Source organism: Pseudomonas sp. Z003-0.4C(8344-21) (genome assembly GCF_900104975.1).
GTDB classification, from domain to species: domain Bacteria; phylum Pseudomonadota; class Gammaproteobacteria; order Pseudomonadales; family Pseudomonadaceae; genus Aquipseudomonas; species Aquipseudomonas granadensis.
In genome coordinates, this window is the sequence record NZ_LT629756.1 from 5,931,864 (window position 1) to 5,958,859 (window position 26,996).

The following is a 26,996-nucleotide window of genomic DNA, read 5'->3' on the forward strand; positions in this document are numbered from 1 at the left end:
CGATTGAGCTGCAAGTTATAAGCTGCAAGCCTCAAGCTTGACGACACAGGTACACCGCAACCTGCTTTTACTTGCAGCTTGAAGCTCATGGCTTGCTGCTGCTTTTCGAGATTTGAAGATGAAAAACTGGCTGGACGAGATCAAGTGGGACGCTGACGGCCTGGTGCCGGCGATTGCTCAGGATCACAAGACCGGACGCGTACTGATGATGGCCTGGATGAACCGCGAAGCGCTCGAACTGACCGCCGCGGAGAATCGTGCAATCTACTGGTCACGTTCCCGTGGCAAGCTGTGGCGCAAGGGCGAAGAGTCCGGCCATGTGCAGACCCTGCATGAGATGCGTCTGGACTGTGATGCCGACGTGATCATCCTGATGGTTGAACAGATCGGCGACATCGCTTGCCATACCGGCCGTCAAAGCTGCTTTTACCGCGTCTTCGAAAACGGCGACTGGAAAACGGTCGACCCGGTACTCAAAGACCCGCACGCCATTTACTCCGCAGGACACAAGCATGAGTGACACACTCACCCGTCTGGCCGAAGTGCTCGAAGAGCGCAAAGGCGCAGCCGCCGACAGCTCGTATGTCGCCAGCCTGTACCACAAGGGGCTGAACAAGATTCTGGAGAAGGTCGGCGAAGAGTCGGTCGAAACCATTATCGCCGCCAAGGATGCCGCCATCAGCGGCGACTGCAGCGATGTCATCTACGAGACCGCCGACCTGTGGTTCCACAGCATGGTCATGCTTGCCCAACTGGGGCAGCATCCGCAGGCCGTGCTGGATGAACTGGATCGCCGCTTCGGCCTGTCCGGACACGTCGAGAAAGCCTCGCGTCCGTCCGCCTGAACAACTATTCGAGAGGAACAGCAACATGGGCATTTTTGACTGGAAACACTGGATCGTCATCCTGGTTGTCGTGGTGCTGGTGTTCGGCACCAAGAAACTGAAAAACCTCGGCACCGACGTTGGCGAGTCGATCAAGGGCTTCCGCAAGGCCATGAACGACGACGAAAAACCGGCCGAACCGAGCGTGACCCCGCCGGCGCAGCCAGTGCCGCCGGTGCAGCCGCAGACCACCGCGCAGGCCAACCCGCCGCACACCATCGACGTGCAGGCGCAGAAAGTCGAAGAGCCGATCCGCAAAGACGTGTGAGCACTGACTAATGTTTGGTATCAGCTTCTCTGAACTGCTGCTCGTCGGCCTCGTCGCCCTGCTGGTGCTGGGCCCCGAGCGTCTGCCGGGCGCTGCGCGCACCGCCGGCCTGTGGGTCGGTCGGCTGAAGCGCAGCTTCAATGCGATCAAACAGGAAGTTGAACGTGAAATCGGTGCCGACGAAATCCGTCGGCAACTGCACAACGAGCACATCCTCTCGCTGGAGCAGGAGGCGCGGAAGATTTTCAGCCCGGTTCAGCAAGAGCCGACGCCGGTTGAGCACGTGGGCGAGCAGACGATTCATGCGCCTGCTGCACCTGCACCGACGCCTGCACCTGCACCTGCACCTGCCGTAGCGATAACCGAACCCGTACCTGCTGTCGCGCCAACGTCGGTTGAACACGTAGCTCCAACCGCCGCGCCGATCGCACCAGCGCCTCACGACCCTACTCTGCCGCCGCGAGCCCCATGAGCGATCTCCCCGAAAACGACCAGCACATGCCGCTGGTTTCGCACCTCACCGAGTTGCGCACCCGCCTGCTGCGTTGCGTCGCGGCGATCTTCATTATTTTTGCCGGGCTGTTCGCCTTCACCCAGCAGATCTACACCTTCGTCTCGACGCCGTTGCGCCAGTACTTGCCGGTCGGCGCGACGATGATCGCCACCGACGTGTCGTCGCCGTTCCTCACGCCGCTGAAACTGACGATGATGGTCTCGCTGTTTCTGGCGATCCCGGTGATCCTGCATCAGATCTGGGGCTTCATCGCGCCGGGCCTGTACAAGCACGAGAAGCGCATCGCGGTGCCGCTGCTGGTCTCCAGCATTATGCTGTTCTACACGGGCATGGCGTTCGCCTATTACTTCGTCTTTCCGCTGATCTTCAAGTTCTTCGCCGCTGCCACCCCGGCCGGCGTGGAAATGATGACTGACATCGCCAGTTACCTCGATTTCGTCATGACGCTGTTCTTCGCCTTCGGCGTTGCCTTCGAGATCCCGGTGGCCGTGGTCCTGCTGGTGTGGATCGGCGTGGTCGATGTTGCCTACCTGAAAAAGATCCGCCCGTACGTGATCATCGGCTGCTTCGTGGTCGGCATGATCCTGACGCCGCCGGATATCTTCTCGCAGACTCTGCTGGCCGTGCCGATGTGGATGCTGTTCGAGATCGGCATTCTGTTCGGCGGCCTGATCAGCAAGCGCGAACGCCCCGAAGACAGCCCGGCCGACGACCACAACGACCAGCCGCCAGCGACCCAGGCATGAACCTGCTGCTGCTCGAAGAAGCCGACTTCATCGCGGCCGACCGTGTGGTGCTGCGTGATCGGCGCCTGACCCATATGCAGGAAGTCCATCGCTCGCAAGTCGGTGACAGCCTGCGCGTCGGGCGCATCAATGGCTTGATGGGTTCGGCAGAGCTGCTGCGCCTCGACGCAGGTGAAGCCGAGCTGCGCGTCAGCCTCGATCAACCGCCGCCGACGAAACTGCCGCTGACCCTGGTGCTGGCACTGCCACGGCCGAAAATGCTCCGCCGGGTGTTTCAGACTGTCGCGACCATGGGCGTCTCGAAGGTGATTCTGGTCAACAGCTACCGCGTCGAGAAAAGTTTCTGGCAGACGCCGTTTCTGGAGCCCGAGGCGATTCGTGAACAACTGATCCTCGGCCTCGAACAGGCCCGCGATACGGTGCTGCCGGAGATCATCATCGAGAAGCGCTTCAAGCCTTTCGTTGAAGATCGGCTGCCGGCGATCAGCGACGGCACCCTCGGTCTGGTCGGCCATCCGGGCAATTACCCGCCCTGCCCTCGCGCGCTGAGTGAACCGGTGACCCTGGCGATCGGCCCGGAAGGCGGCTGGATCCCTTACGAGATCGATCTGCTGGCCAAGTCCGGTCTGCAACCGGTGCAGCTCGGCGAACGGATTCTGCGCGTCGAAACCGCCGTCACCGCGTTGCTCGCCCGCCTGTTCTGAGCCGACGTGCCAGACAGATGGTGTTACAGATTGCCATCATGCAGCCGATACAGTCCCCATAAGTCCAATTTAGTGGTCCGAAGGGAGTGGTCGCATGTACCGTTGGTTAGCCGAAAGTCTTGGGAACGTCAGCGTCAAACGCAAGCTGGGCATCGGCTTCGGCCTGGTGCTGTTACTGACGCTGTTGATCACGTTCACCGGCTGGACCGGTATGAGCGGCATCATCAGCCGCGGCGATAAACTCGGTTTCATCTCCAGCCTCAATGAGCTGACCAAGGACTTGCGCCTGGCGCGCATGGACTACGACATGCGCCGCGGCGATCAAGGGCCGGGGGCGGTCAATGAGTTGTTGGCCAAACTGGACAGCGGCCTTCGAGAAGCGCGCGGCATGATCGAACAGCCCGCCGATGCGGCAATGGTTGACCAGCAGCTGGCCGCCGTGGCCGAGTACAAGCGCGCCTTCGGCGAAATGACCCAGGCCACCGTGCAGCGTGAAGACGCTCGCAGCAAGCTGGGCGCGAATGCCGACAACGCCGTGGCCAGGGTCGGCGAAGTCGAAAAGGCGCTGTTGCAAGGTGACAGCGTGGCGCAATACAACGCGGTTATCGAGCTGAGCAAACTGTTGCAGCAAGCGCGCTATCAGGTGCGCGGCTACACCTACAGCGGCAAGGCCGATGCCGAGCAACCGGCACTGACCGCGATTGAAAACGCCCTCAAAAATCTCGAAAGCCTGCCAAGCCGCGTGCCGGAACAGCACATTGCCAACCTGCAGCAAGCCACTGATTCGCTCAAGGCCTACCGCGCCGCCGTCAGTCAGTTCCGCGATTCGCAGGTGAAAAACGCCGCCGCACTGACGGCCATGTCAGCCCAGGGCGACATTCTGATCGCCGTGAGCAAGAAGCTCACCGAATCGCAAACCGTGGTGCGTGATACCGATGCCGCACACGCCAAGAACATGCTGCTGGTCGCCACTGCGCTGGCGTTGATCTTCGGTTTGATTGCCGCTCTGGCGATCACCCGGCAGATCATCATTCCGCTGAACCAGACCCTGAAGGTCGCCGAACGCGTTGCTGCGGGTGATCTCACCCACAATCTGGTCTCGCTGCGCCGCGACGAACTCGGCCAGTTGCAGCGCTCGATGCAAAGCATGACCCAAGGCCTGCGTGAGTTGATCGGCGGCATCAGCGACGGCGTCACGCAGATCGCCAGCGCCGCCGAAGAGCTGTCGGCGGTGACCGAGCAGACCAGCGCCGGGGTCAACAATCAAAAGATCGAGACCGACCAGGTCGCCACCGCCATGAACGAAATGGCTGCCACCGTGCAGGAAGTCGCACGCAACGCCGAAGAAGCCTCGGAAGCCGCTGTCGCGGCCGACCAGCAGGCCCGCGAAGGCGACAAGGTGGTCGGTGAAGCCATTGCACAGATTGAGCGTTTGGCCGCTGAAGTCAGCCACTCCACCGAGGCCATGGGCGAACTCAAGCGCGAAAGCGACAAGATCGGCAGCGTCCTCGACGTAATCAAATCCGTGGCCCAGCAAACCAACCTGCTGGCGCTCAACGCGGCTATCGAAGCGGCCCGTGCCGGTGAGGCCGGTCGTGGATTCGCCGTGGTGGCTGACGAAGTGCGCAGCCTCGCCCAGCGCACGCAGAAGTCCACTGAAGAGATTGAAGAACTGATCGTCGGCCTGCAAAACGGCACCCAGCAAGTGGCAACGATCATGGACAACAGCCGCACCCTGACCGACAGCAGCGTCGAACTGACCCGCCGCGCCGGCGGCTCACTGGAAAGCATCACCCGCACCGTCTCGGCGATTCAGGCGATGAACCAACAGATCGCCGCAGCGGCAGAACAGCAGAGCGCCGTGGCCGAAGAGATCAACCGCAGCGTGCTGAATGTACGCGATGTGTCCGATCAGACTTCGGCGGCGAGTGAAGAGACAGCAGCGTCGAGCGTTGAGCTGGCGCGGTTGGGGACGCATTTGCAGACGCTGGTGGGCCGGTTCAAGGTTTGAGGGATTGATCGCCTGGGTTCGATTGGGACCGAGGTGAGGCTATCGCTGGCAGGCCAGCTCCCACAATGGTTCGGTGGTGCACCTCGATACTCGGCCACCCTACAAAACCCCTGTGGGAGCTAGCCCTGCTAGCGATTGGCGGTGTGATGACTGAAAACCCGCCCCTCACCCCAGCCCTCTCCCGAGGGAGAGGGAGCCGACCAAGTTGTCCTTACGCGATGCATCAAGCTCAGATACCGCGCAGCATCTGGATTCGGCGATGTCAATAAGACCAGTCGTGTCTCTCAAGCATCCCGCAGTCAGTCCCCTCTCCCTCTGGGAGAGGGAGCCGACCAAGTTGTCTTTACGCGATGCATCAGGCTCAGATACCGCGTCGCATCTGGATTCGGCGACGTCAATAGATACCGTCGCATCGCTCAAGCATCCCGCACTCAGCCCCCTCTCCCTCTGGGAGAGGGTTAGGGTGAGGGGCTTTTGAATCACACGCATAAAAAAACCCCGCTGACTCAGCGGGGTTTTTTCATCAGGCCAGTTGCGCCTGCATCGTCGCCGGTCGCAACGGCAGCAGCGGTGCATGCGGGTCGGCTTTCACCGAGGCCCGCCAGGCGTCCAGCCACTCGGTCAGGCCTTCAGCCCAGACCTGTTCGTGCAGACGCGCCAAGGCCACCGGATCGCTCAGCAGTTGCAGGCGATCATGGTTGCTCAGCTCCGCTGGGCCAACCTTGACCGCGTGCCGCACGCGCTCCTGACGCAGCCATTCGATCGGCTCGGCCTGACCGTGGCGGGAGGTCGCCAACGAGCACGCCAGGGCGTTCTGCTGCGGATCGACCACTGCGCGGACGAAGCCGTCGTTCAGGGCGTGGTAGCGGTTCTCGTGGGTGTACTGGTCGGTCGCCAGCAGCGCCTGTGGCGGATTGTATTCCTCAGGAATGAGGAACAGGCTCGCGTCACGGGTCTTCAGGCCCAGGCCCACGCGGCTGGAAATCACCGACACCGGGATCGACAGCATCAGCGAACCAACGATCGGCACCAGCCACCAGAGGAAGCTCGGGTTCAGCCAGATCACCAGCAGCGCCCAGCAGAAGCCCAGCAGGGTCTGCGGGCCGTGACGCTTGACCGCTTCGCTCCATGGCGTCGAGTCGTCGTCACGCTGTGGCGAGTTCCAGGTCGCGGCCCAGCCGAGGAACGCGGCGAGGACGAAACGGGTGTGGAAGATCATCCGAACCGGCGCCAGCAGCATGGAGAACAGCATTTCCAGCAGCATCGACAGGGTCACCTTGAACTTGCCGCCGAACTCTTTCGCGCCCTTGGCCCAGATCAGGATGATGCTCAGCAGTTTCGGCAGGAACAACAGCACGATCGTGGTCGAGAACAGCGCGATGGCTTTGTCCGGGTGCCATTGTGGCCACAGCGGATAGAGCTGGCGCGGTTCAAGGAAATACTGCGGCTCCATCAGCGTATTCACCGCCAGCAGCGCGGTCGACAGCACCAGGAAGAAGAACCACAACGGCGCCGACAGGTACGACATCACGCCGGTGAGGAACACCGCACGGTGCACCGGGTGCATGCCCTTGACCAAGAACAGGCGGAAGTTCATCAGGTTGCCGTGGCACCAGCGACGGTCACGCTTGAGTTCGTCGAGCAGGTTCGGCGGCAGCTCTTCATAACTGCCCGGCAGGTCGTAGGCAATCCACACGCCCCAACCGGCACGGCGCATCAGTGCGGCTTCAACGAAGTCGTGAGAGAGGATCGCACCGGAGAACGCACCTTTGCCCGGCAACGGCGCCAGGGCGCAGTGGTCGATGAACGGCTTCATGCGAATGATCGCGTTGTGACCCCAGTAGTGCGATTCGCCCAACTGCCAGAAGTGCAGACCGGCCGTAAACAGCGGGCCGTATACGCGAGTAGCGAATTGCTGCATGCGCGCATACAGGGTGTCCATGCCCGACGCACGCGGCGCGGTCTGGATGATCCCGGCGTCCGGCGTGGCTTCCATCAGGCGTACCAGACTGGTCAGGCATTCGCCGCTCATCACCGAGTCAGCGTCGAGCACGACCATGTACTTGTAGTCACCGCCCCAACGACGGCAGAAGTCGTCGAGGTTACCGCTCTTGCGTTTCACACGACGGCGACGGCGACGGTAGAAGATCTTGCCGAAGCCTTTGGCTTCGCGGCAGACGTCCAGCCAGGCCTGTTGCTCGGCGACGCAGATGTCGGTGTCGTTACTGTCGCTGAGGACGAAGAAGTCGAAGCGATCCAGATCACCGGTAGCGGCGACCGATTCGAACGTCGCCCGCAGACCGGCGAATACGCGCGGTACGTCTTCGTTGCAGATCGGCATGACCAGTGCGGTACGCGCATCTTTGGCAATCGGCTCGTTGCCGGCGCTTTTGCCGGAGATACGGTATTTATCGTGACCGGTGAGCAACTCGAGGAAGCCCATCAGCGCGGTCCAGAAACCGGCCGAGACCCAGCAGAACAGAATCCCGAACAGAATCAGGATGCTGGTTTGCAGCGCATACGGCAGCACTTGAGTGGCGGTCTGCAGCAACGGTTGGTGCAGGACTTCTTCGAGATCGACGAACGACCAGCCCTGGTACGGCATGATGCCTTTCATGTACCAGCCGGCGACGATGGTCTGGCCGAGCATCAGCAACAGCAGAATGTAGCGACGGATCGATCCGACGGTGCGCCAGCGCGCGGCCGGCAGGACGTTTTCGTCCTTGGGCGGCTGCGGCGGGTTGGTGCGGCCGGTCAGACGGCGCCAGCCACGCACCAGGATATTGGTGCGCCATGGCTCCGGCACGACCTTGGTACGGCGGATCGGCGGCGTGGCTTTCATGCTGATCCGGCCGCTGGCGTCGAGCACCAGCATTTCCGCTTCTTCCAGCTCTTCGGCGGTGCTCAGGGTCAGGCGCTTGCCCACCGAAGCCTGGGCGGCTTCGGCAGGCGCGTCGAACGTCGAGGACGACAGGCGTTGATGCAGCTCGCTGAACGACTGGCAGCCCGCGAGTTCCGCGCGCTGCTCGTCGGTCATCGGCAGATGCGCCAGATACTCGGACAGAGTCTCTGGCCGTACTTGAGAGTTACTCATCGGCAGGCAACTGATAGCTCCAGGTCTCGGTCAGGACTTCTTCAGTCGGTGCCGATTCCGGTGTGGCTGGGGCCGCGTCCGCAGCGGCTGGCTGCTTGGCGTCTTTGTTGGCCTTGTCCCTGGCCTCTTCTACCGGCTTGGCTTCAGCCTGTTTGGCCTCGGCAGCCTTGGCTTCCTTGTCGATTTTCTCTTGCTGCTTGGCGGCAACCTTGTCGGCTTTGGCAACGGACGAGTTGGACGCTGGCACCGATTTCGCCAGATCAGCCGTCACGACAGGCTGAACCAGTGCGGCACGCATCTCGGTGGATTTGCTCGGATCCTTGATCTTCATCCGCAGGGTCAAGCGCCAGCCCTTGGTTTCCGGGTTGTAGCGCACGCTGTTTTCGACCAGTTCGGCGTTGTCGCCGACACTGACCTGGCTGCGCACATCGGCGTCCGGGGCCAGAGCGGCCAGCGATGGACCTTCGAAGTCGACCAGATAAGCAACGCTGCCATCCGGCTGACGGATCAGGTTCGATTGCTTGACGTCACCGGTCGAACGCAGGGTTTGTGCAACCCAGGCACTGTCAGGTGCGTGCAGCGCGGCTTCATCCATGGTCCAGTGCAGGCGGTAGGCGAAGTCCAGTGGCTGACCCGGCTCCGGCATTTTTTCCGGGCTCCAGAACGCAACGATGTTGTCGTTGGTTTCATCGGCAGTCGGAATTTCCACCAGATCGACGGTGCCCTTGCCCCACTCGCCCTTCGGCTCGATCCAGGCGCTTGGACGCTTGTCGTAGCGGTCGTCGAGATCTTCGTAGTGGCTGAAGTCGCGGCCACGTTGCAGCAGACCGAAACCACGCGGGTTCTCGACGCTGAAGTTGCTCACGGCCAGGTGTTTCGGGTTGTTCAGCGGACGCCAGATCCACTCGCCATTGCCGGCATGGATCGACAGACCGCTGGAATCGTGCAGTTCACGACGGTAGTTGAGCACTTTCGACGGCTGGTTGGCGCCGAACAGGAACATGCTGGTCAGCGGCGCGATGCCCAGTTTGCCGACCTTGTCACGCAGGAACATCTGCGCCTTGACGTCGACGATGGTGTCGCTGCCCGGACGCAGGATCAGGCGGTAGGCACCGGTGGCGCGCGGCGAATCCAGCAGCGCGAAGATCACCAGGTGTTTGTCGCCCGGCTTCGGCTGTTGAATCCAGAACTCGCGGAAACGCGGGAATTCTTCACCCGACGGCAGCGCAGTGTCGATCGCCAGACCACGGGCCGACAGGCCGTAGGTGTGACCCTTGCCGACAACGCGGAAGTAACTCGCGCCGAGCATGGTCATGATTTCGTCTTGCTTGTCGGCCTTGTTGATCGGGTACAGCACACGGAAACCGGCATAACCCAGTTGCTCGGTGGCCTTCGGATCGAATTTCAGGTCGCCGAAATCGAAGCGCGTCGGATCGTATTTGATCTCTTCGACGGTGTTAGCCGTGATTTCGTTGATTTTCACCGGTGTATCGAAGTGCATACCCTGGTGATAGAAGGACAGCTTGAACGGGGTCTTCTGATCGGCCCACTCAGCCTTTTCGGTGAGGAAGCGGATTTTCTGATAGTCCGCGAACTTCATATCGCGGAACTCGTTCGGCAGGTTGCTGCGCGGGGCTTCGAACTTCTGCCCGGCCAGCTCTTTGGCCTTGGCCGACACATCGTCAAGATTGAACGCCCAAAGCTGACCGGCGCTGAGCAGGCACAGGAGCGCCGAACCCGCTACCAGGGCACTTCGCATGCGTTTGGCAGACATTTTTGCTGCATTACAGGGACTAACAATCACGAGCAACCCTCGCCGAAAACAGATCAATAAACCAACGGCCAGATGAAGTGCCTGTGGGGATTTCGGCGATAAAAAACCGACCTTCCAGCGCACCCTTGCCAAGTTGGCGAGCATTGTTCCGACTCCGCTGGGGCAAAATGATTCCCCAATCGGATCCGGACAAGTCTCTACCTAAGTCAAAACGGACCAACGAACGCCGATCCCCGTAGCGCGCGATTATCTAGTAGCCCGCATGACAACGCATCAGGGGTAACAAAGTATTTATCGCGAAAACACCCGAAAAACAGTCGAAATATCCTAAAGAAGGTGTTTCAAGCGTTTTCAGGTCTGTAACAAAAAGGTAACCGGGCCGTCGTTGACCAGATGCACCTGCATATCGGCGCCGAATCTACCTGATGCCACAGTGCCATGCATCTGTTTCGCGTTGCTCAATAGATAATCGAACAATTCCTCGCCAAGGGCCGGCGGCGCCGCGCTCGAAAAGCTCGGGCGCAAGCCGCTTTTGGTGTCAGCCGCGAGGGTGAACTGAGAGACCAGCAGCAACCCTCCGTCGATATCTGCCAAGGACAGGTTCATCTTGCCCTCGGCATCGCTGAATACCCGATAGTTAAGCAGCTTATGCAGAAGTTTGTCGGCGCTGACACGCGTGTCGTCGGGTTCTACCGCGACCAGCACCAGCAAGCCTTGATCGACTGCACCGACGACTTCACCGCCGACCTCCACTCGCGCCCCACGCACGCGCTGTAACAGCCCCTTCATGCTTCTTCAGGCGGCAGATCGAGCAGGCGCTGAGCCATCTTGCTCGCCGCGCGCACCAGCGCATCGGTGATGCCCGGTTCGGACGCCGCGTGGCCGGCATCACGGATCACCTGCAGTTCGCTGTTCGGCCAGGCCTGATGAAGCTCCCAGGCATTGTCGAGCGGGCAGATCACGTCGTAGCGACCGTGAATGATCACGCCCGGCAGATGCGCAATCCTGGCCATGTCGCGGATCAGCTGGTTCGGCTCCAGGAAAGCATTGTTGGTGAAGTAATGGCATTCGATCCGCGCAATCGACAGCGCGCGCTGTGGCTCGGAGAAACGATCGACCACCAGCGGATTGGGCCGCAGAGTCGCGGTGCGCCCTTCCCAGGTCGACCACGCCTTGGCCGCGTGCATCTGCGCGATCTGGTCGTTGCCGGTGAGGCGTTTGTGGAAAGCGCTGAGCAAGTCGTCGCGCTCGTCCAGCGGGATCGGTGCGATGTAATCCTGCCAGTAATCGGGGAACAGACGGCTGGCGCCGGCCTGATAGAACCACTCGATTTCCTGTGGGCGGCAGAGAAAGATCCCGCGCAGGATCAGACCGTGGACGCGCTCCGGGTGGGTTTGCGCGTACGCCAGCGCCAGGGTCGAGCCCCATGAGCCGCCGAACAGCACCCATTTGTCGATGCCCAGGTGTTTGCGGATGCGCTCGAGGTCCTCGACCAGATCCCAGGTGGTGTTGTTTTCCAGGCTGGCGTGAGGTGTCGAGCGTCCGCAGCCGCGCTGGTCGAAGGTGACAATGCGATACAGGTTCGGATCGAAGTAGCGGCGACTCTGCGCGTCGCACCCGGCGCCGGGGCCACCGTGGATGAACACAACCGGCAGACCTTCTGGCGAGCCGCTTTCATCGACGTACAGCGTATGGGTGTCATCGACAGCCAGATCGTGCCGGGCGTGGGGTTTGATCTGCGGAAACAAAGTCTGCATTGCGCGCTCCGTAAGGGGTCGAGGTCATCCCTGAGGGGACTTCTATTATTCTGCCGTTGGGCATCATAAACCCGATTTACGTCAATGAGCATGCTCCAGGTTACTCGCAATTTTTCAGCCGTGTCCCCTGTAGAGTGAGCCTGCTCGCGATAACGGTGTGCCAGTCACTGAAATGGGACTGAACCGACGCTATCGCGAGCAGGCTCACTCCTACAGGGGTAGGCGCCAGGCCTTATTTTGCATAATGGCTTTGGCCCCAGGCCAGATAGCCCTCAAGCAACTCCTTGAGCACCACCCGCGTCGGCTCCGCCAGATCAGCGCGGTAGCGGAAGGGTTCGAATTCTTCCATGTAAGTCGACTGGCACAGTTCCAGCTGCACCGCATGGATGTGTTCGGCCGGGTTGCCGTAGTGGCGGGTGATGTGGCCGCCCTTGAACCGACCGTTGAGCACATGGCTGAAGTTGCCATGCCGTGCGCAGATCGCTTCCAGCTGCGCGGCCAGTTGCGCATCGCAGCTGGCGCCATTGAACGTGCCGAGGTTGAAGTCCGGCAGTTTGCCGTCGAACAGGTGCGGGATGACCGAACGGATCGAGTGCGCGTCGAACAGCAGCGCGTAGCCGAATTCAGCCTTGAGCCGTGCCAGCTCCTCTTGCAGCTTGCGGTGATACGGCGTCCAGATCTGCTTCAGATAGCTCGCGCGTTCCTCTTTCGACGGCTCCAGCCCATCACGGAACAATGGAATGCCATCGAACAGCGTCGCCGGATACAGGCCGGTGGTGGCGCCGGTGTACATCGGCTTGTCATCGGATGGCCGGTTGAGGTCGATGACGAAGCGCGAATATTCCGCAGCCAGGGTACTGGCGCCCAGCGCTTCAGCGAAGTCATAAAGTTCGGGGATGTGCCAATCGGTATCCGGCAGACTTTTCGCCGCCGGTATCAAGCCGGCCTCGACCGCAGGCGTCAGGCGTACCCCGGCATGCGGCATGCTGATCAGCAACGGCACGCGACCTTGTTTGAAATGCAGAACCTTATCCACAACCGCTCTCCTACAGATTTGATTCAACGCCGTGACGCACGACGCGCTTGTCCAGATCGCCGCCAAGCCAATAAGCCAGATCCGCCGGACGATCGATGTGCCACGCGACAAAATCGGCGACCTTGCCGACCTCCAGCGAACCGTGGGTCGCAGCCATGCCCAGCGCCTGCGCCGCGTGGATCGTCGCGCCGGCGAGGGCCTCTTCCGGGGTCATGCGGAAACAGGTACAGGCCATGTTCAGCATCAGGCGCAACGACAATGCCGGTGAGGTGCCGGGGTTGAGGTCGCTGGCAATCGCGATTTTCACGTTGTGCTTGCGCAGGGCGTCCATCGGCGGCAGCTGGGTTTCGCGCAGGAAATAGAACGCGCCCGGCAGCAGCACGGCCACGGTGTTGGCTTCGGCCATGGCGATGGCGTCGGCTTCGTCCATGAACTCCAGGTGATCGGCGGAGAGCGCCTTATAGCGAGCAGCGAGGCTGGAGCCGTGCAGCGATGAGAGTTGCTCGGCGTGAAGCTTGACCGGCAAACCGAGTTTTTGCGCGGCGACGAACACGCGCTCGACCTGCTCCGGCGAGAACGCCAGGTATTCGCAGAAGGCATCGACCGCATCGACCAGGCCCTCGGCGACCAGCGCCGGGAGCATCTCATTGCAGACCAGATCAATGTAGTCGTCGGCGCGATCCTTGTATTCCGGCGGCAATGCGTGGGCGGCCAGGCAGGTGCTGCGAACGCTGATCGGCAGTTCTTGCTGCAAACGACGAATCACTCGCAGGATCTTGCGTTCGTTGGCCAGATCGAGGCCGTAACCGGATTTCATTTCGACCGTGGTCACGCCGTCGCGCATCAGGCTTTTCAGGCGTTTGGCAGCGCTGGCAAACAATTCGTCTTCAGTAGCGTCGCGAGTCGCACGCACGGTGCTGGCGATACCACCGCCCTGCGCGGCGATCTCGGCATAGCTGACACCTTGCAGACGTTTTTCGAATTCACCGCTGCGGTTGCCGCCGAACACCGTGTGGGTGTGGCAGTCGATCAGCCCGGGCGTAACCCAGGCGCCTTGCAGGTCATTGACCGCCGGGTATTCGCCGGACGGCAATTGCTGGCGCGGGCCGATCCACTCAATGAGCGCACCGGAAGTGACGATGGCGGCGTCCTCGATGATCGAATAGACGCCCTGGGCCATGGTTGCGACGTGGCAGTGTTGCCAGAGGGTTTTCACTGTTGGCCTCCGTTTAGGGTTGGTTTGGTGGGCGGCCTTGAAAAGCCCCTCACCCTAGCCCTCTCCCGGAGGGAGAGGGAACTGACCGGGTAGTTCTGTCGAGATATGCCAACCTGACTATCAAGTTGAATTCAAATTCTGAAAAGCGTAGAGATCTGCTTCCTTCCCCCTCTCCCCTGGGGGAGAGGGGACTGACCGGGTAGTTCTGTCGAGATATGCCAACCTGACTATCAAGCTGAGTTCAAATTCTGAAAAGCACAGAGATCTGCTCCCTTCCCCCTCTCCCCTGGGGGAGAGGGCTGGGGTGAGGGGGATCGATTTCAGCAACAACAAAGCTCCCCCTGAAAATCCACTTACAAACTAGGCAGCAACTTCGCCGGAATGAGTTCGGTCAGACACCGCGAAGCCAACAGCTCAGTCGCCGCATTAATGTCCGGCGCAAAGAACCGGTCCTTCTCATAAAACGGCACTTCCTTGCGCAAAATCGTCCGTGCCTGTTCCAGCTTCGGCGAGGTCTTCAAACCGTTGCGCAGGTCCAGCCCCTGCGCCGCCGCCAGCCATTCCACCGCGAGAATGCCGCGAGTGTTCTCGGCCATTTCCCACAGACGCTTGCCCGCTGCCGGGGCCATCGAGACGTGGTCTTCCTGGTTGGCCGAGGTCGGCAGGCTATCGACCGAATGCGGGTGAGACAGTGCCTTGTTCTCGCTGGCCAGTGCCGCCGCCGTCACCTGCGCGATCATGAAACCGGAGTTCACGCCGCCATTGGCGACGAGGAACGGCGGCAGTTGCGACATGTGCTTGTCCATCATCAGCGAGATGCGGCGTTCGCTCAGCGAGCCGATTTCAGCGATGGCCAGGGCCATGTTGTCAGCGGCCATGGCCACCGGTTCGGCGTGGAAGTTGCCGCCGGAAATCACATCGCCTTCAGCGGCGAACACCAGCGGGTTGTCCGACACCGCGTTGGCTTCGACGGCGAGCACTTCAGCAGCCTGACGGAACTGGGTCAGGCAGGCGCCCATGACTTGCGGCTGGCAGCGCAGCGAGTACGGGTCCTGGACCTTCTCGCAGTTCTGGTGCGAATCGGAGATTTCGCTGCGCTCACCGAGCAGATCGCGGTACGCGGCCGCGGCGTCGATCTGGCCTTTTTGGCCACGCGCGGCATGAATGCGTGCGTCGAACGGCGAGCGCGAGCCCAGCACGGCTTCAACGCTGAGACTGCCGAGCGCCAGCGCACCGGCGAACAAATCTTCACCTTCAAACAGGCCACGCAGGGCAAACGCGGTGGACACCTGAGTGCCGTTGAGCAGCGCCAGACCTTCTTTTGCCGCCAGGGTCAGCGGGGTCAGGCCGGCAACCTTCAGCGCCTCGGTGGCTTGCATCCACTCGCCCTTGTAGCGCGCCTTGCCCTCGCCCAGCAGCACCAACGACATGTGCGCCAGCGGTGCCAGATCGCCCGATGCACCGACCGAGCCCTTCAGCGGAATGTGCGGATAGACCTCGGCATTGATCAACGCGATCAACGCATCGATGACCACGCGGCGGATGCCGGAGAAACCCCGGCTCAGGCTGTTGACCTTGAGCACCATGACCAGCCGCACCAGCGCATCGCTGATCGGCTCACCGACACCAGCGGCGTGGGACAGCACCAGCGAGCGCTGCAGGTTTTCCAGGTCTTCGCTGGCGATGCGTGTCGACGCCAGCAGACCGAAACCGGTGTTGATGCCGTACGCGGTGCGGTTCTCGGCGAGGATCTGCTCGACGCAGGCCACGCTGGCCTCGATCTGCGCGGCGGCGCTGTCGTCGAGGCTCAGCTTGACCGGGTGCTGGTAGACGTCACGCAGTTGGGCCAGGCTCAGTTGGCCGGGAATCAGGTTCAGCGCAGTCATGTTTGTGCTCCTTTTGAGAGTTTCTTATTAACTGACCAGTCGCTCCGGAAATGTCCGTTGTCCGTCGCCGCTCATCTTTTGGAGAGCCGCGCCTTGGCACGCTGGCAGGGTAGTGTCAGTGCAGATTCGGTAAAACGTTGTGTGGCAGATTCGGGTCTTTCAGCACGCTCGCCGCGGCGGCGATGTCCGGCGCCAGCCAGCGGTCCTGATCGTAGGCCGGGACACTTTCGCGCAGCAGGCGCCAGGCGACATCGGTGCCGGCGCCGAAGCGTTGCTCCTTGAGAAATTCAAACGCCTGGGCCGCCAGCAAGTATTCGATGGCGAGGATCTGCGTGCAGTTTTCCACGGCGCGATGCAGTTTCAGCGCTGCATGGGTGCCCATGCTCAGATGGTCTTCCTGCAGGCCTGAGGTGATGTAGTTATCGAGCACTGCCGGTTGCGCCAATTGGCGATTTTCCGCGCACAGCGAGGCGGCGACGTATTGCACGATCATCATCCCGGAATTAACCCCCGGATTGGCCACCAGAAACGCCGGCAGGCCGCTGACGTGCGGGTTGATCAGGCGATCCAGACGGCGCTCGGCGATCGAACCGATCTCGGCCATGGCAATCGCCAGCAGGTCGGCGGCCATCGCCACCGATTGCCCGTGCGGATTGGCCTGCGACATCACCCGGAAGTTCTCCGGCGTACCCAGCAGCAACGGGTTGTCGGTGCAGGCGTTGAGTTCGATCTCGACCTGTCTGGTCGCATGCTCCAGTTGATCACGCGAGGCGCCATGCACCTGCGGGATCGAGCGAATGCTCAAGGCGTCCTGGGTGCGAATGCCTTTGCTCGTCGCGATCACTTCGCTGCCATCGAGCAGCGCGCGCAGATTGCTGCCGACCTGCTGCATGCCCGGGTGCGGTTTCAGTGCGATGATTTGCGCATCGAAGGCGTCGATCTGGCCACGCTGCGCTTCGAAACTCATGGCGCCGATGACGTCGGCCCACTGCACCAGCCGCGTCGCATCGGCGATCGCCAGGCAACTGAGGCCGGTCATGCACGGCGTGCCGTTGACCAGGCACAGGCCGTCCTTGGCGCCGAGTTGCACCGGTTGCAGGCCTTCGGCTGCCAGCGCCTGTTGCGCCGGCACAATCTGCTCGCGATAGCTGACGTTGCCGACGCCGAGCAACGTGATACCGACGTGCGCCATGTGCGTCAGGTAGCCCACTGAACCTTGCGACGGCACCTGCGGGGTGATGCCGCGATTGAGCAGCGCCAGCAGGCCTTCGACCACACGGCGATGAATGCCGGATTTGCCGTGGCTGTAGTTGTGGATGGCCGCGCAGATGATCGCGCGAGTCTGTTCGTCGCTGAGCACCGGGCCGACGCCGCAGGCATGGCTGAGCAAGGTGTTGCGCGATAGCTGGCTGAGCTGTTCGTCCTTGAGCGAGACGTTGGATAGTCCGCCCAGACCGGTGTTAACGCCATAGGCCCGCTCGCCGCTTTCGACGATGCGCTGAACGATGGCCTGCGCGTTGTCGATACGCGCCCAGGTGCCCTCCGACAGCTCCAGTTGCGCGCCGTGACGGGCCACGGCGACCACGTCCTGCCAACGCAGGTGGTCGCCGGTGATGATGATTTTTTCAGCCTGGGACATCTAAAACCTCAACCTTGATATTGATGCAGCTTCACCGGCCCCTTCGCGAGCAGGCTCACTCCTACAACGGTACGCATTTCAACTGTAGGAGTGAGCCTGCTCGCGATGGCGCCAGTTCAGTCACCGCACATTTTTTCAGACTACTGCCGCCCGCCGCTGCACGAACCGGTCGACATACTCATCCGCCGGCGAATGCAGGATCTCTCTCGGCGTACCGACCTGAATTAACTTCCCATCCTTGAGAATCGCAATGCGGTTACCAATGCGCACGGCCTCGTCGAGGTCGTGGGTGATGAACACGATGGTCTTGTGCAGGGTCTTTTGCAGCTCCAGCAACTGATCCTGCATCTCCGCACGGATCAGCGGGTCGAGCGCACTGAAGGCTTCGTCCATCAGAATGATGTCGGTGTCCGCCGCCAAAGCGCGGGCCAGGCCGACGCGCTGGCGCATGCCGCCGGAGAGCTGGTGCGGGTATTTGTTTTCGTAGCCTTTGAGGCCCACGGTGTTGATCCAGTGCAGCGCGCGCTCGGTGCACATCTGCTTGCTCTCGCCGCGCACTTTCAAGCCGTAGGCGACGTTGTCGAGCACGCTCTTGTGCGGCAGCAGGCCGAAGCTCTGGAACACCATGCTGATCTTGTGCCGGCGAAATTCGCGCAGCGCGTCCATGTCGTATTGCAGGATGTCCACGCCGTCGACGAGGATTGCCCCGCTGGTGGGATCGATCAGACGATTGAAGTGGCGCACCAGGGTGGATTTGCCCGAGCCGGAGAGACCCATGATCACGAAGATCTCGCCGGTGCCGATGCTCAGCGACAGGTCGTTGACCCCGACCACGCAACCGGTTTCGTTCAGCACCTGATCCTTGGTCTTGCCCTGGCCGACCATCGCCAGGGCGTCCTTGGCGCGGTTGCCGAAAATCTTGAAGACGTTTTTGACTTCGATCTTGCTCACGGTTGCGTTGCTCATTTGCTCACCTCATGCCGTGGCCGACCATACGCCTGAGTAATACGGTCGATGACCACTGCGAGAATCACGATCGCCAGACCGGCTTCAAGGCCACGTCCGACGTTGAGGGTCTGAATCCCCACCAGCACATCTTCACCCAGGCCACGGGCGCCAATCATCGAGGCGATTACCACCATCGACAGGGCCATCATGGTGGTCTGGTTGATCCCGGCCATGATGCTCGGCAGGGCCAGCGGCAGTTGCACGCCGAACAGTTGCTGCCAGCGGTTGGCGCCGAACGCGTTGATCGCTTCCATCACTTCGCCATCAACCTGGCGAATGCCCAGATCGGTCAGGCGAATCAGCGGCGGCGCGGCGTAGATCACTGTGGCGAAAATCGCCGGCACCTTGCCCAGGCCGAACAGCATCAGCACCGGAATCAGGTACACGAAACTGGGCATGGTCTGCATGATGTCGAGCAGCGGCATCAGCACCGAACGCAGGCGATTGCTGCGCGCCGAGAGAATCCCCAGCGGGATGCCGATCAGCACCGAAATGATCGTCGCGACCATCATCAGCGCCAGCGTCTGCATGAGCTTGTCCCACAGGCCGACGGCGCCCACGAGAAACAGCAGCCCGACGATGACCGCCGTGGTCACGACTTTGCGCGTGGCGTGCCAGGCGACCACGCCGACGATTGCCAGCATCAGCCACCATGGCGCTGCGCGCAGCAGGCCTTCGAGGTTGACGATGGCCCACAGCAGCGTATCGGAGATATGGCGGAACACATCGCCGTAGTTGGTGACCAGCGAATCGACCCAACCGTTGACCCAGTCGGCGATGGAAAAGGTAAAGCTCTCGGGAAACATAAGCGGCTCTCAGTCAGCAATCTCAATCAAGCGTTTACGGCATATCTCCCGGCCAGCCTCACGGTTGACCGGGAGGTATCGACCTACAGCGCCGCGTCGATTTTCCTGGCTGCGTCTGCACTGACCCACGCATGCCAGACTTCAGGATGTTCCTTGAGGAAGATTTTCGCCAGTTTCGGCGACTCGATACGTTCCTTGGCCATGCGTCCCAGATTCTGGTTCAGCAGGTCGATCGGCAGGTTGACCTTTTCCAGCACGGCGACCAGCTCCGGGGCTTCATCGTGGAAGGTTTTCGACAGGCCGACCTTGATGCTCACGCTCTTGTCGACGCCGGCTTTCTCTTCGAGTTTGACCGCGTCGATCTGGCCCATCAGCGGGGTAGGCGACCAGTAGTAGAACAGGATCGGCTCGCCCCGCTTGTAGCTCGACAGCACCGCCGCATCCAGCGCGGGGCCGGTACCCGGACGGAAGTTGGTGTAGCTGTTTTCCAGGCCGTAGCTTTTCAGCATTTCGCTGTTATCCAGCTCGCAGGTCCAGCCGGCCGGGCAGTTGTAGAAACGGCCCTTGGACGGCTCTTCGGCGTCCTTGAACACTGCGGCGTATTTGCCCAGGTCAGCGATGTTTTTCAGGTCTGGGGCTTTTGGTTCGAGTTTGCGCTTGGCATCACCCTCGATGACGTAGCGCGGCACGTACCAGCCTTCGATTGCACCGACGATCGGCGCGCCGACACCGACCACCTTGCCGGCCTTCTCGGCCTTGTTCCAGACCTCGCTGCGGCCGACCCATTCTTCGGCAAACACTTGAATGTCATTGCTGCTCAAGGCGTTTTCCATGGTGATGGAATTGCCCGGCAGGCTGTCGGTCTTGCAGTCGTAGCCTTTCTCGAGCACCACTTGCAGCACGTCGGTCAGGAGCATGCCGCTTTCCCAGTTCAGCCCGGCGAATTTCACCGGTTTGCCCGATTCGCACCAGCCGGCGGCTTGGGTCGCACCGGCACTGGCCAACAGGCCCATGGACAGCAATGTGGTCAGCAGGGTCTTGTTCGATTTCATTGTAATGACGCTCCTAATCATGAATGGGCTTACGGCAGTTCAAGAGGCATCCAGCCCTGTCCACGTCCAGATCAGGCCTGCGCCGCAGCGCGACCGGCCCCGCTTGTTTCGGGTTGTACTTCGCTGCTCTGCACGACTGGCAGAATCAGCTGATCGGGCACAGCGCTGTGCCATTTTTTTGCGCACACGTAGTAGACGGCGGCAGGCAGCACCAGACCGATGATCCAGGAGATATCCACGTCACCGAGGGCGGCCACCAGCGGACCGGTGTAGAACTTGGTCGAAATGAACGGCAGTTGCACCAGCACACCGAACACGTAGACGCTGATCCCCAACAGGTTCCAGCGACCGTAGCGTCCCTTCGGATCGGCGAGCGCCGGCACGTCGTAGCGCTCGCGGGTGATGCAGTAGTAGTCGACCAGATTGATCGCGCTCCACGGGGTGAAGAATGCGAGCAGAAACAGGATGAACGACTTGAACGCACCGAGGAACGAGTGCTGACCGAGCAGCGCAATCAGCGTGGCTGCGCCGACGATGACCAGCACAAACACCAGGCGCTGCATGCGCGTAACGGTCAGGTGGCCTTTGAAACCACTGATGATCGTCGCGATGCACATGAAGCTGCCGTAGGAGTTGAGCGTGGAGATGGTCACCTTGCCAAAGGCAATGCTGAAGTACAGTAACGCCGCAGTGGCACCGGTGCCGCCCAGACCGACGATATAGGCCACTTCATGCCCGGCGAACTGGCCGTTGGCCGAAGCCGCCGCGAACACGCCGAAAATCATCGCCACCTGCGCACCAATCACCGAACCGGCACCGGCGGCGAAAAAGGTTTTCACCGCCGAGGTGTTGCTCGGCAAGTAGCGCGAATAGTCTGCGACATACGGGCCGAACGCGATTTGCCAGGACGCGGCCAGCGACATTGCGAGCAGGAAGCTGCTCCAGCTGAAGTGACGGATTTGCAGGAGCGCGCCGACATCGGTCTGGCTCATCAACCGCCAGAACAGAAAGACGAAAGCAATCACGCCGATGAGGCTGGCGACCCGGCCAATAAAGTGGATCACCCGATAGCCGAGCACCGTCACCAGCACGATGACGCTGGCAAAAATCAGAATACCGACGCTGTCACTGACACCAAACAGCTGCCCCAGCGCTTGCCCGGACAGCACGGTGCCGGTCGCGGTGAAACCCAGGTACATCAGGCACACCAGCACGATCGGAATTGCCGCACCATAAACGCCGAACTGCACGCGGCTGGAGATCATTTGCGGCAGACCGAGTTTTGGCCCTTGCGCAGCATGCAGCGCCATCACACCACCGCCGAGCAATTGGCCGATCAGCAAGCCGATCAACGACCAGAACACATCACCGCCCAGCACCACGGCCAAGGCCCCGGTGACAATCGCAGTGATCTGCAGATTGGCGCCCATCCACAGGGTGAACTGGCTGAACAGACGACCGTGTCTTTCCGCTTCCGGGATGTAGTCGATCGAACGCCTCTCGATCAACGGTTTGTTGCCTGCACGATCGGTGTTGACAGCCATGATTCAACCTCTGTGGATTGTTTTAATAGTTCTCTCGGGCCTACTCGGACCTTGTGGGAGCTGGCTTGCCAGCGATGACGTCGGTACCGTCAACATCATTTCCAGCAGTGCCACCGCTATCGCTGGCAAGCCAGCTCCCACAGGGATTTGTGTTACTTGCCGCCGGTGATCATCGGCAGGTTCAGCCCCTGCTCCTTAGCGCAATCGATAGCGATCTGGTAACCGGCATCGGCGTGACGCATGACCCCGGTCGCCGGGTCGTTGTGCAGAACGCGGGCGATGCGTTCGGCCGCTTCGTCCGTGCCGTCGCAGACAATCACCATGCCCGAGTGCTGCGAGAAACCCATGCCGACGCCGCCACCGTGGTGCAGCGAAACCCAGGTCGCACCGCTGGCGGTATTGAGCAGGGCGTTGAGCAGTGGCCAGTCGGACACGGCGTCGGAACCGTCCTGCATCGATTCGGTTTCGCGGTTCGGGCTGGCGACCGAGCCGGAGTCGAGGTGGTCGCGACCGATCACGATCGGTGCCGACAGCTCGCCGCTGCGGACCATTTCGTTGAACGCCAGACCGAGCTTGGCGCGCAGACCCAGGCCGACCCAGCAGATACGTGCCGGCAGACCCTGGAAGCTGATGCGCTCGCGGGCCATGTCCAGCCAGTTGTGCAGGTGCGCGTCGTCGGGGATCAGCTCTTTGACCTTGGCGTCGGTTTTGTAGATGTCCTGTGGATCACCCGACAACGCCGCCCAACGGAACGGGCCGATACCACGGCAGAACAGCGGACGGATATAGGCCGGCACGAAGCCCGGGAAATCAAAGGCGTTTTCGACGCCTTCTTCCTGAGCCATCTGACGGATGTTGTTGCCGTAGTCGAAGGTCGGAATGCCCTGCTTCTGGAACTCCAGCATGGCTTTGACGTGCACGGCCATCGACTGCTTGGCGGCTTTGATCACAGCGGCCGGTTCGGTCTTGGCGCGGGCGCGATACTCGTCCCAGCTCCAGCCGGCAGGCAGGTAACCGTTGAGCGGATCGTGGGCGCTGGTCTGGTCGGTGACCATGTCCGGGCGCACGCCGCGCTTGACCAGTTCGGGGAGGATTTCTGCGGCGTTACCCAACAGAGCGATGGAGATCGCTTTGCCTTCTTTGGTGTATTTGTCGATACGCGCCAGCGCGTCGTCGAGGTCTTTGGCCTGCTCGTCGACGTAACGGCTTTTCAGGCGAAAATCGATGCTCACCTGTTGGCATTCGATGTTCAGCGAGCAGGCGCCGGCCAGTGTCGCGGCCAAAGGCTGCGCGCCGCCCATGCCACCGAGGCCGGCGGTCAGCACCCAGCGACCTTTGAGGTCAGCGTTGTAGTGCTGGCGACCGGCTTCGACGAAGGTTTCGTAGGTGCCCTGCACGATGCCCTGGCTGCCGATGTAGATCCAGCTGCCGGCGGTCATCTGGCCGTACATGGCCAGGCCTTTGGCGTCGAGTTCGTTGAAGTGTTCCCAGCTCGCCCAGTGCGGCACCAGGTTGGAGTTGGCGATCAGTACGCGCGGGGCGTTGCTGTGGGTCTTGAACACGCCGACCGGTTTGCCGGATTGCACCAGCAGGGTCTCATCGTCATTCAGATTGGTCAGGCTTTCGACGATCTTGTCGTAGCACTCCCAGTTACGCGCAGCGCGACCGATGCCACCGTAGACCACCAGCTCTTTCGGGTTCTCGGCGACTTCCGGGTCGAGGTTGTTCATCAGCATGCGCAGCGGCGCTTCGGTCAGCCAGCTCTTGGCGGTCAGCTTGTTGCCGCGCGATGCACGGATTTCGACGTTACGAACCTTAGTAGGCTTATTGTCAGTCACGAAAAAGACTCCTCAGCGATCAATTCAAACCAACCCTGGCAGTGGGCAAGCAGCCTGTGCGCTTCGATGCGCGACAAGCGAATCAGTGGACGCTGCGGAGAGTCTCAAGCGACTCATACGCATACGTCTTTACTTGTACATACAAGCATATGCAATCAAGCGGCCAACTTGTTGGAGGGGCGTTCGAGAAAAAATGCGCAGAGGCCTGGAGAGCGCCTGAATCAAGGGCTCAGGCGTGGATGAAATATTTCGAGGGTATGGATTGGTGGAGCTGGGGATTATGACGAGAGCGAGGTTTTGCGCCACGCTGGGGCGTTCGGTAACAAGTTGGTGCGTGCAGGAAACAGGTTTCGGGATCGTTCCCACGCTCTGCGTGGTAACGATCACCACGCAAGGAATTAGTGAGCAGTCAGTTCGATCACACAGCACGCTGCATTTATCGAGAGTTCGATCAGGCCAGCGTTACCGCCCAGTTGCAGACAATCATGTCGCGCCAACTGCGAAGCGTCGTCACCGATCTGCACTTGAAGCGCGTCGCTAACGCTGAATACCAGTACCGTCGATGCCGAGCTGAAAAACCGCTGCTCACCGTTCAGCCACTGCAACCGCGCGCTGTAACGCTGCGGCGCATAGATCAGGTTGAAATCGCGAATCGCGCCGCCCAGCAGCGTGCATGACACATGACTTTCGCCACGAAAAGCGAACGGGTCGAGCGGTAACAGCGGCCGGCTGTCTTCGCCATCGACGCACAGGGTCATGCCGTTACCCTGCAACACGGTGATGACCCGCTGATAACCAGCGAACGTCGAAAAACCGCCGGACTCGGCGATATCTGCAATCGACAGGCGCCAGCCGAAACCGTCGAGACCGGCGCCGGCGTCACGGCTGATTTCTTCAGTGCTGCCGCCGCCGTTTTTCCATGGCATGCGCGGATAGCCTGCAGCGCGCAGAACCTTCATTTCGTAACTCATTTATGAAAGCGTCCTTCCAGACGATGACGGGAACCCGGATGGATCAAGCGCGCAGCGGTCACCGGTTGACGGCCCGACCACGTGCGGCGCCGAATCAGCAGGCACGGCTCGCCCTTTTCGATCTGCAGCAATTTGCACTCGGACGGCTCAGCGAGAATCGCCTCGACCACGTGCTCGCCCTCGGTCAGCGGCGCGACCTGGTTGAGATAGGCGTAAGGGGTTTGCAGGGTGAAGTCCTGCTTGAGGTATTCCGGGGCGACCAGCGCATTGACGAAGCGGTCTTCGATTTGCACTGGAATGTCGTTTTCGTAATGCACGATCAACGAGTGAAACACCTTCTGCCCCTCGCGCATGTCCAGCGCCAGCGCGCGCTCGGAACCGGCTGCCTCTTCTTCAAGGGTGATGACCTGGCAGGTGTGGCGATGGCCGCGGGAGGCGATTTCGTCGGCGATGTTGTGCACTTCGAACAGCGCCGACTGGCTTTTGGGTTCAGCAACGAAAGTGCCGACACCCTGCATACGCACCAGCAAGCCGTCGGCGGTCATCTCGCGCAAGGCGCGGTTGATGGTCATGCGGCTGAAACCCAGTTGGCTGACCAGTTCGCTCTCGGACGGCACGCGGTAATGCGGCGGCCAGTTACCGCTGTCGATCTGCTGGGTGATCATCTGTTTGACGCGGGCGTACAAGGGCGCCGGACTGTCGCCCATGTTCGCGGCCAACGGGGAGACTGGAGGCGGAGTCGGCACGGTGGATCCCTGTTCTTGGATGAAAGTGGCTAGCTTGCCGGAGTTTACCGGGCAGGCAAACGTCTGTATATGTATATACAAATAACACGCGATGGGGGTGCCGAACCATGTCCGCTTTCTTTGCTGAACGCGCACTGCTGCCTAATGGATGGGCCAACAATGTACGTCTCGAGGTCAGCGCCGATGGCTTGTTGACCCTAATCCAGGCCGATTCCAGCGCAGACGGCGCCGAACGGTTAAGCGGCCCGTTGCTGCCGGGCATGCCGAATCTGCATTCCCATGCCTTCCAACGGGCGATGGCCGGGCTGGCCGAAGTGGCCGGCAATCCCAACGACAGTTTCTGGACGTGGCGCGATCTGATGTACCGGCTCGTCGGAAAGATCAGCCCGGATCAGCTCGGCGTCATCGCCCGTCAGCTGTACATCGAAATGCTCAAGGCCGGTTACACCTCGGTCGCCGAATTCCACTATGTGCATCACGACAGTAACGGCCAGCCGTATGCTGACCCGGCCGAACTGGCCTTGCGCATCAGCCAGGCTGCCAGTGACAGCGGCATTGGTCTGACCCTGCTGCCGGTGCTCTACAGCCATTCAGGTTTTGGCGGCCAAACGCCGAATGACGGCCAGCGCCGCTTCATCAACAGCACCGAAAACTACCTGAATCTGCAATCGCGCCTGCAGCCAATGCTGGCGCAGCAAAAGGCGCAATCGCTGGGCCTGTGCTTCCACTCGCTGCGCGCGGTGACGCCGAAACAGATCAGCGAAGTACTCGCCGCCAGCGACAAACAATGCCCGGTGCACATCCACATCGCTGAGCAACAAAAAGAAGTCGACGATTGCCTGAGCTGGAGCGGTCGCCGGCCGCTGCAATGGCTGTATGAAAATGTCGAGGTCGACCAGCGCTGGTGCCTGGTCCACGCCACCCATGCCAACCCGGAAGAAGTCGCGCTGATGGCCAGGAGTCGCGCCATCGCCGGATTGTGCCTGACCACCGAAGCGAATCTGGGCGACGGGATTTTCCCGGCAGTGGATTTCCTCGCTCAGGGCGGGCGCATGGGCATCGGCTCGGACAGCCATGTGTCGCTCAGCGTGGTGGAGGAATTGCGCTGGCTGGAATACGGCCAGCGTCTGCGTGACCAGCGCCGCAATCGCTTGTATGGCGCGGATCAGCCGATGGTCGGGCGCACGTTGTATGACGCTGCGCTGGACGGCGGAGCGCAGGCGTTGGGGCAGCCGATTGGTGTGCTGGAAATCGGCAAGCGGGCCGACTGGATTGTGCTCGATGGCAACGATCCCTACTTGGCGACGGCGAGCGGTGACGGGATTTTGAATCGCTGGTTGTTCGCCGGTGGCGATCGGCAGGTGCGAGATGTGATGGTGAATGGCCAATGGGTGGTGCGAGGCGGCAGGCATGCCGGGGAAGAAGACAGCGCCCGAGCCTTCACTCAAGTCCTGCGCGATCTTTTAGGCTGACACAAAACCCATGTAGGAGTGAGCCTGCTC

Annotated in this window: 23 protein-coding genes and 1 pseudogene; 9 read left to right on the forward strand and 15 right to left on the reverse strand. The window is 61.2% G+C overall.

The genetic code is table 11. The features are described from left to right. Window positions 1-118 precede the first annotated feature (118 nt). The 8 genes and pseudogenes from hisI (at window position 119) to BLU24_RS28330 (ending at window position 5,127) form a co-directional block, all read left to right on the forward strand. Window positions 119-520 (forward strand): phosphoribosyl-AMP cyclohydrolase, encoded by a 402-nt coding sequence (gene hisI, locus BLU24_RS26635; protein WP_007909357.1) that lies wholly within the window; start codon window positions 119-121, stop codon window positions 518-520. After that, window positions 513-845, forward strand: coding sequence for a phosphoribosyl-ATP diphosphatase (locus BLU24_RS26640; protein ID WP_007909355.1), 333 nt, complete (start codon window positions 513-515; stop codon window positions 843-845). Before hisI ends, BLU24_RS26640 begins: the two co-directional genes overlap by 8 nt. A gap of 25 nt (window positions 846-870) precedes the next feature. Further along, complete coding sequence (locus tag BLU24_RS26645; protein WP_090280346.1) at window positions 871-1,152, forward strand: twin-arginine translocase TatA/TatE family subunit; 282 nt, start codon at window positions 871-873, stop codon at window positions 1,150-1,152. Between the two features lie 10 nt (window positions 1,153-1,162). Continuing rightward, window positions 1,163-1,624 carry a Sec-independent protein translocase protein TatB gene (gene tatB, locus BLU24_RS26650; protein ID WP_093105836.1) on the forward strand — a complete coding sequence of 154 codons (462 nt, stop codon included), beginning with the start codon at window positions 1,163-1,165 and terminating at the stop codon, window positions 1,622-1,624. After that, window positions 1,621-2,412, forward strand: coding sequence for a twin-arginine translocase subunit TatC (gene tatC, locus BLU24_RS26655; protein ID WP_093105840.1), 792 nt, complete (start codon window positions 1,621-1,623; stop codon window positions 2,410-2,412). The genes tatB and tatC overlap by 4 nt, the downstream gene beginning before the upstream one ends. Continuing rightward, a complete protein-coding gene (locus BLU24_RS26660) occupies window positions 2,409-3,116 on the forward strand; it encodes a 16S rRNA (uracil(1498)-N(3))-methyltransferase (RefSeq protein ID WP_093105843.1) in 708 nt (235 codons plus the stop codon). The genes tatC and BLU24_RS26660 overlap by 4 nt, the downstream gene beginning before the upstream one ends. A 211-nt stretch (window positions 3,117-3,327) precedes the next feature. Next, a pseudogene (locus BLU24_RS28325) lies at window positions 3,328-4,224 on the forward strand (methyl-accepting chemotaxis protein); the annotation flags it as partial. Window positions 4,225-4,422: 198 nt separating this feature from the next. Next, window positions 4,423-5,127, forward strand: a complete 705-nt coding sequence (locus BLU24_RS28330) for a methyl-accepting chemotaxis protein (RefSeq protein WP_434711377.1) — start codon at window positions 4,423-4,425, stop codon at window positions 5,125-5,127. A 523-nt stretch (window positions 5,128-5,650) separates the two neighbouring features. Here BLU24_RS28330 and mdoH read toward each other — a convergent pair. The 15 genes from mdoH to hutC all read right to left on the reverse strand — a co-directional run bounded on the left by mdoH (window position 5,651) and on the right by hutC (window position 25,455). Beyond that, window positions 5,651-8,221, reverse strand: coding sequence for a glucans biosynthesis glucosyltransferase MdoH (gene mdoH / locus BLU24_RS26675; protein ID WP_093105852.1), 2,571 nt, complete (start codon window positions 8,219-8,221; stop codon window positions 5,651-5,653). Next, window positions 8,214-9,995 carry a glucan biosynthesis protein G gene (locus BLU24_RS26680; protein WP_167359878.1) on the reverse strand — a complete coding sequence of 594 codons (1,782 nt, stop codon included), beginning with the start codon at window positions 9,993-9,995 and terminating at the stop codon, window positions 8,214-8,216. The genes mdoH and BLU24_RS26680 overlap by 8 nt, the downstream gene beginning before the upstream one ends. 351 nt (window positions 9,996-10,346) lie before the next feature. Further along, the gene (gene dtd / locus BLU24_RS26685) at window positions 10,347-10,784 is read right to left on the reverse strand and encodes a D-aminoacyl-tRNA deacylase (RefSeq protein ID WP_093105855.1); all 438 of its coding nucleotides are present in this window, start codon (window positions 10,782-10,784) and stop codon (window positions 10,347-10,349) included. Beyond that, window positions 10,781-11,752, reverse strand: a complete 972-nt coding sequence (gene pip / locus BLU24_RS26690; RefSeq protein WP_093105859.1) for a prolyl aminopeptidase — start codon at window positions 11,750-11,752, stop codon at window positions 10,781-10,783. Before pip ends, dtd begins: the two co-directional genes overlap by 4 nt. A 232-nt stretch (window positions 11,753-11,984) precedes the next feature. Then, entirely contained in the window at window positions 11,985-12,788 is an 804-nt protein-coding gene (gene hutG, locus BLU24_RS26695) for an N-formylglutamate deformylase (protein ID WP_093105862.1), read from the reverse strand. A gap of 10 nt (window positions 12,789-12,798) precedes the next feature. Beyond that, on the reverse strand, window positions 12,799-14,004 hold the full coding sequence (gene hutI, locus BLU24_RS26700; RefSeq protein WP_093105865.1) for an imidazolonepropionase: 1,206 nt from the start codon (window positions 14,002-14,004) through the stop codon (window positions 12,799-12,801). 353 nt (window positions 14,005-14,357) lie between these two features. After that, a complete protein-coding gene (gene hutH, locus BLU24_RS26705) occupies window positions 14,358-15,890 on the reverse strand; it encodes a histidine ammonia-lyase (protein WP_093105868.1) in 1,533 nt (510 codons plus the stop codon). Between the two features lie 115 nt (window positions 15,891-16,005). Next, window positions 16,006-17,529 carry a histidine ammonia-lyase gene (hutH, locus tag BLU24_RS26710; RefSeq protein ID WP_093105871.1) on the reverse strand — a complete coding sequence of 508 codons (1,524 nt, stop codon included), beginning with the start codon at window positions 17,527-17,529 and terminating at the stop codon, window positions 16,006-16,008. 135 nt (window positions 17,530-17,664) lie between these two features. Beyond that, window positions 17,665-18,495 carry a quaternary amine ABC transporter ATP-binding protein gene (locus tag BLU24_RS26715; protein ID WP_090280309.1) on the reverse strand — a complete coding sequence of 277 codons (831 nt, stop codon included), beginning with the start codon at window positions 18,493-18,495 and terminating at the stop codon, window positions 17,665-17,667. Next, window positions 18,492-19,343 (reverse strand): ABC transporter permease, encoded by an 852-nt coding sequence (locus BLU24_RS26720; protein ID WP_007949591.1) that lies wholly within the window; start codon window positions 19,341-19,343, stop codon window positions 18,492-18,494. Before BLU24_RS26720 ends, BLU24_RS26715 begins: the two co-directional genes overlap by 4 nt. An 83-nt stretch (window positions 19,344-19,426) precedes the next feature. Then, entirely contained in the window at window positions 19,427-20,395 is a 969-nt protein-coding gene (locus BLU24_RS26725; protein WP_090280305.1) for an ABC transporter substrate-binding protein, read from the reverse strand. Between the two features lie 71 nt (window positions 20,396-20,466). Continuing rightward, window positions 20,467-21,939, reverse strand: a complete 1,473-nt coding sequence (locus tag BLU24_RS26730; protein ID WP_093105874.1) for a purine-cytosine permease family protein — start codon at window positions 21,937-21,939, stop codon at window positions 20,467-20,469. Between the two features lie 152 nt (window positions 21,940-22,091). Then, on the reverse strand, window positions 22,092-23,777 hold the full coding sequence (gene hutU / locus BLU24_RS26735) for a urocanate hydratase (protein ID WP_093105877.1): 1,686 nt from the start codon (window positions 23,775-23,777) through the stop codon (window positions 22,092-22,094). 398 nt (window positions 23,778-24,175) lie between these two features. Next, window positions 24,176-24,748: a HutD/Ves family protein gene (locus BLU24_RS26740; protein WP_093105880.1), complete on the reverse strand. Its 573-nt coding sequence runs from the start codon at window positions 24,746-24,748 to the stop codon at window positions 24,176-24,178. Beyond that, window positions 24,745-25,455 carry a histidine utilization repressor gene (gene hutC, locus BLU24_RS26745; RefSeq protein WP_162803449.1) on the reverse strand — a complete coding sequence of 237 codons (711 nt, stop codon included), beginning with the start codon at window positions 25,453-25,455 and terminating at the stop codon, window positions 24,745-24,747. Before hutC ends, BLU24_RS26740 begins: the two co-directional genes overlap by 4 nt. Window positions 25,456-25,601: 146 nt before the next feature. Between hutC and BLU24_RS26750 the strand changes: the two genes are divergently transcribed. Next, a complete protein-coding gene (locus BLU24_RS26750) occupies window positions 25,602-26,966 on the forward strand; it encodes a formimidoylglutamate deiminase (RefSeq protein WP_093105885.1) in 1,365 nt (454 codons plus the stop codon). Window positions 26,967-26,996 lie beyond the last annotated feature (30 nt).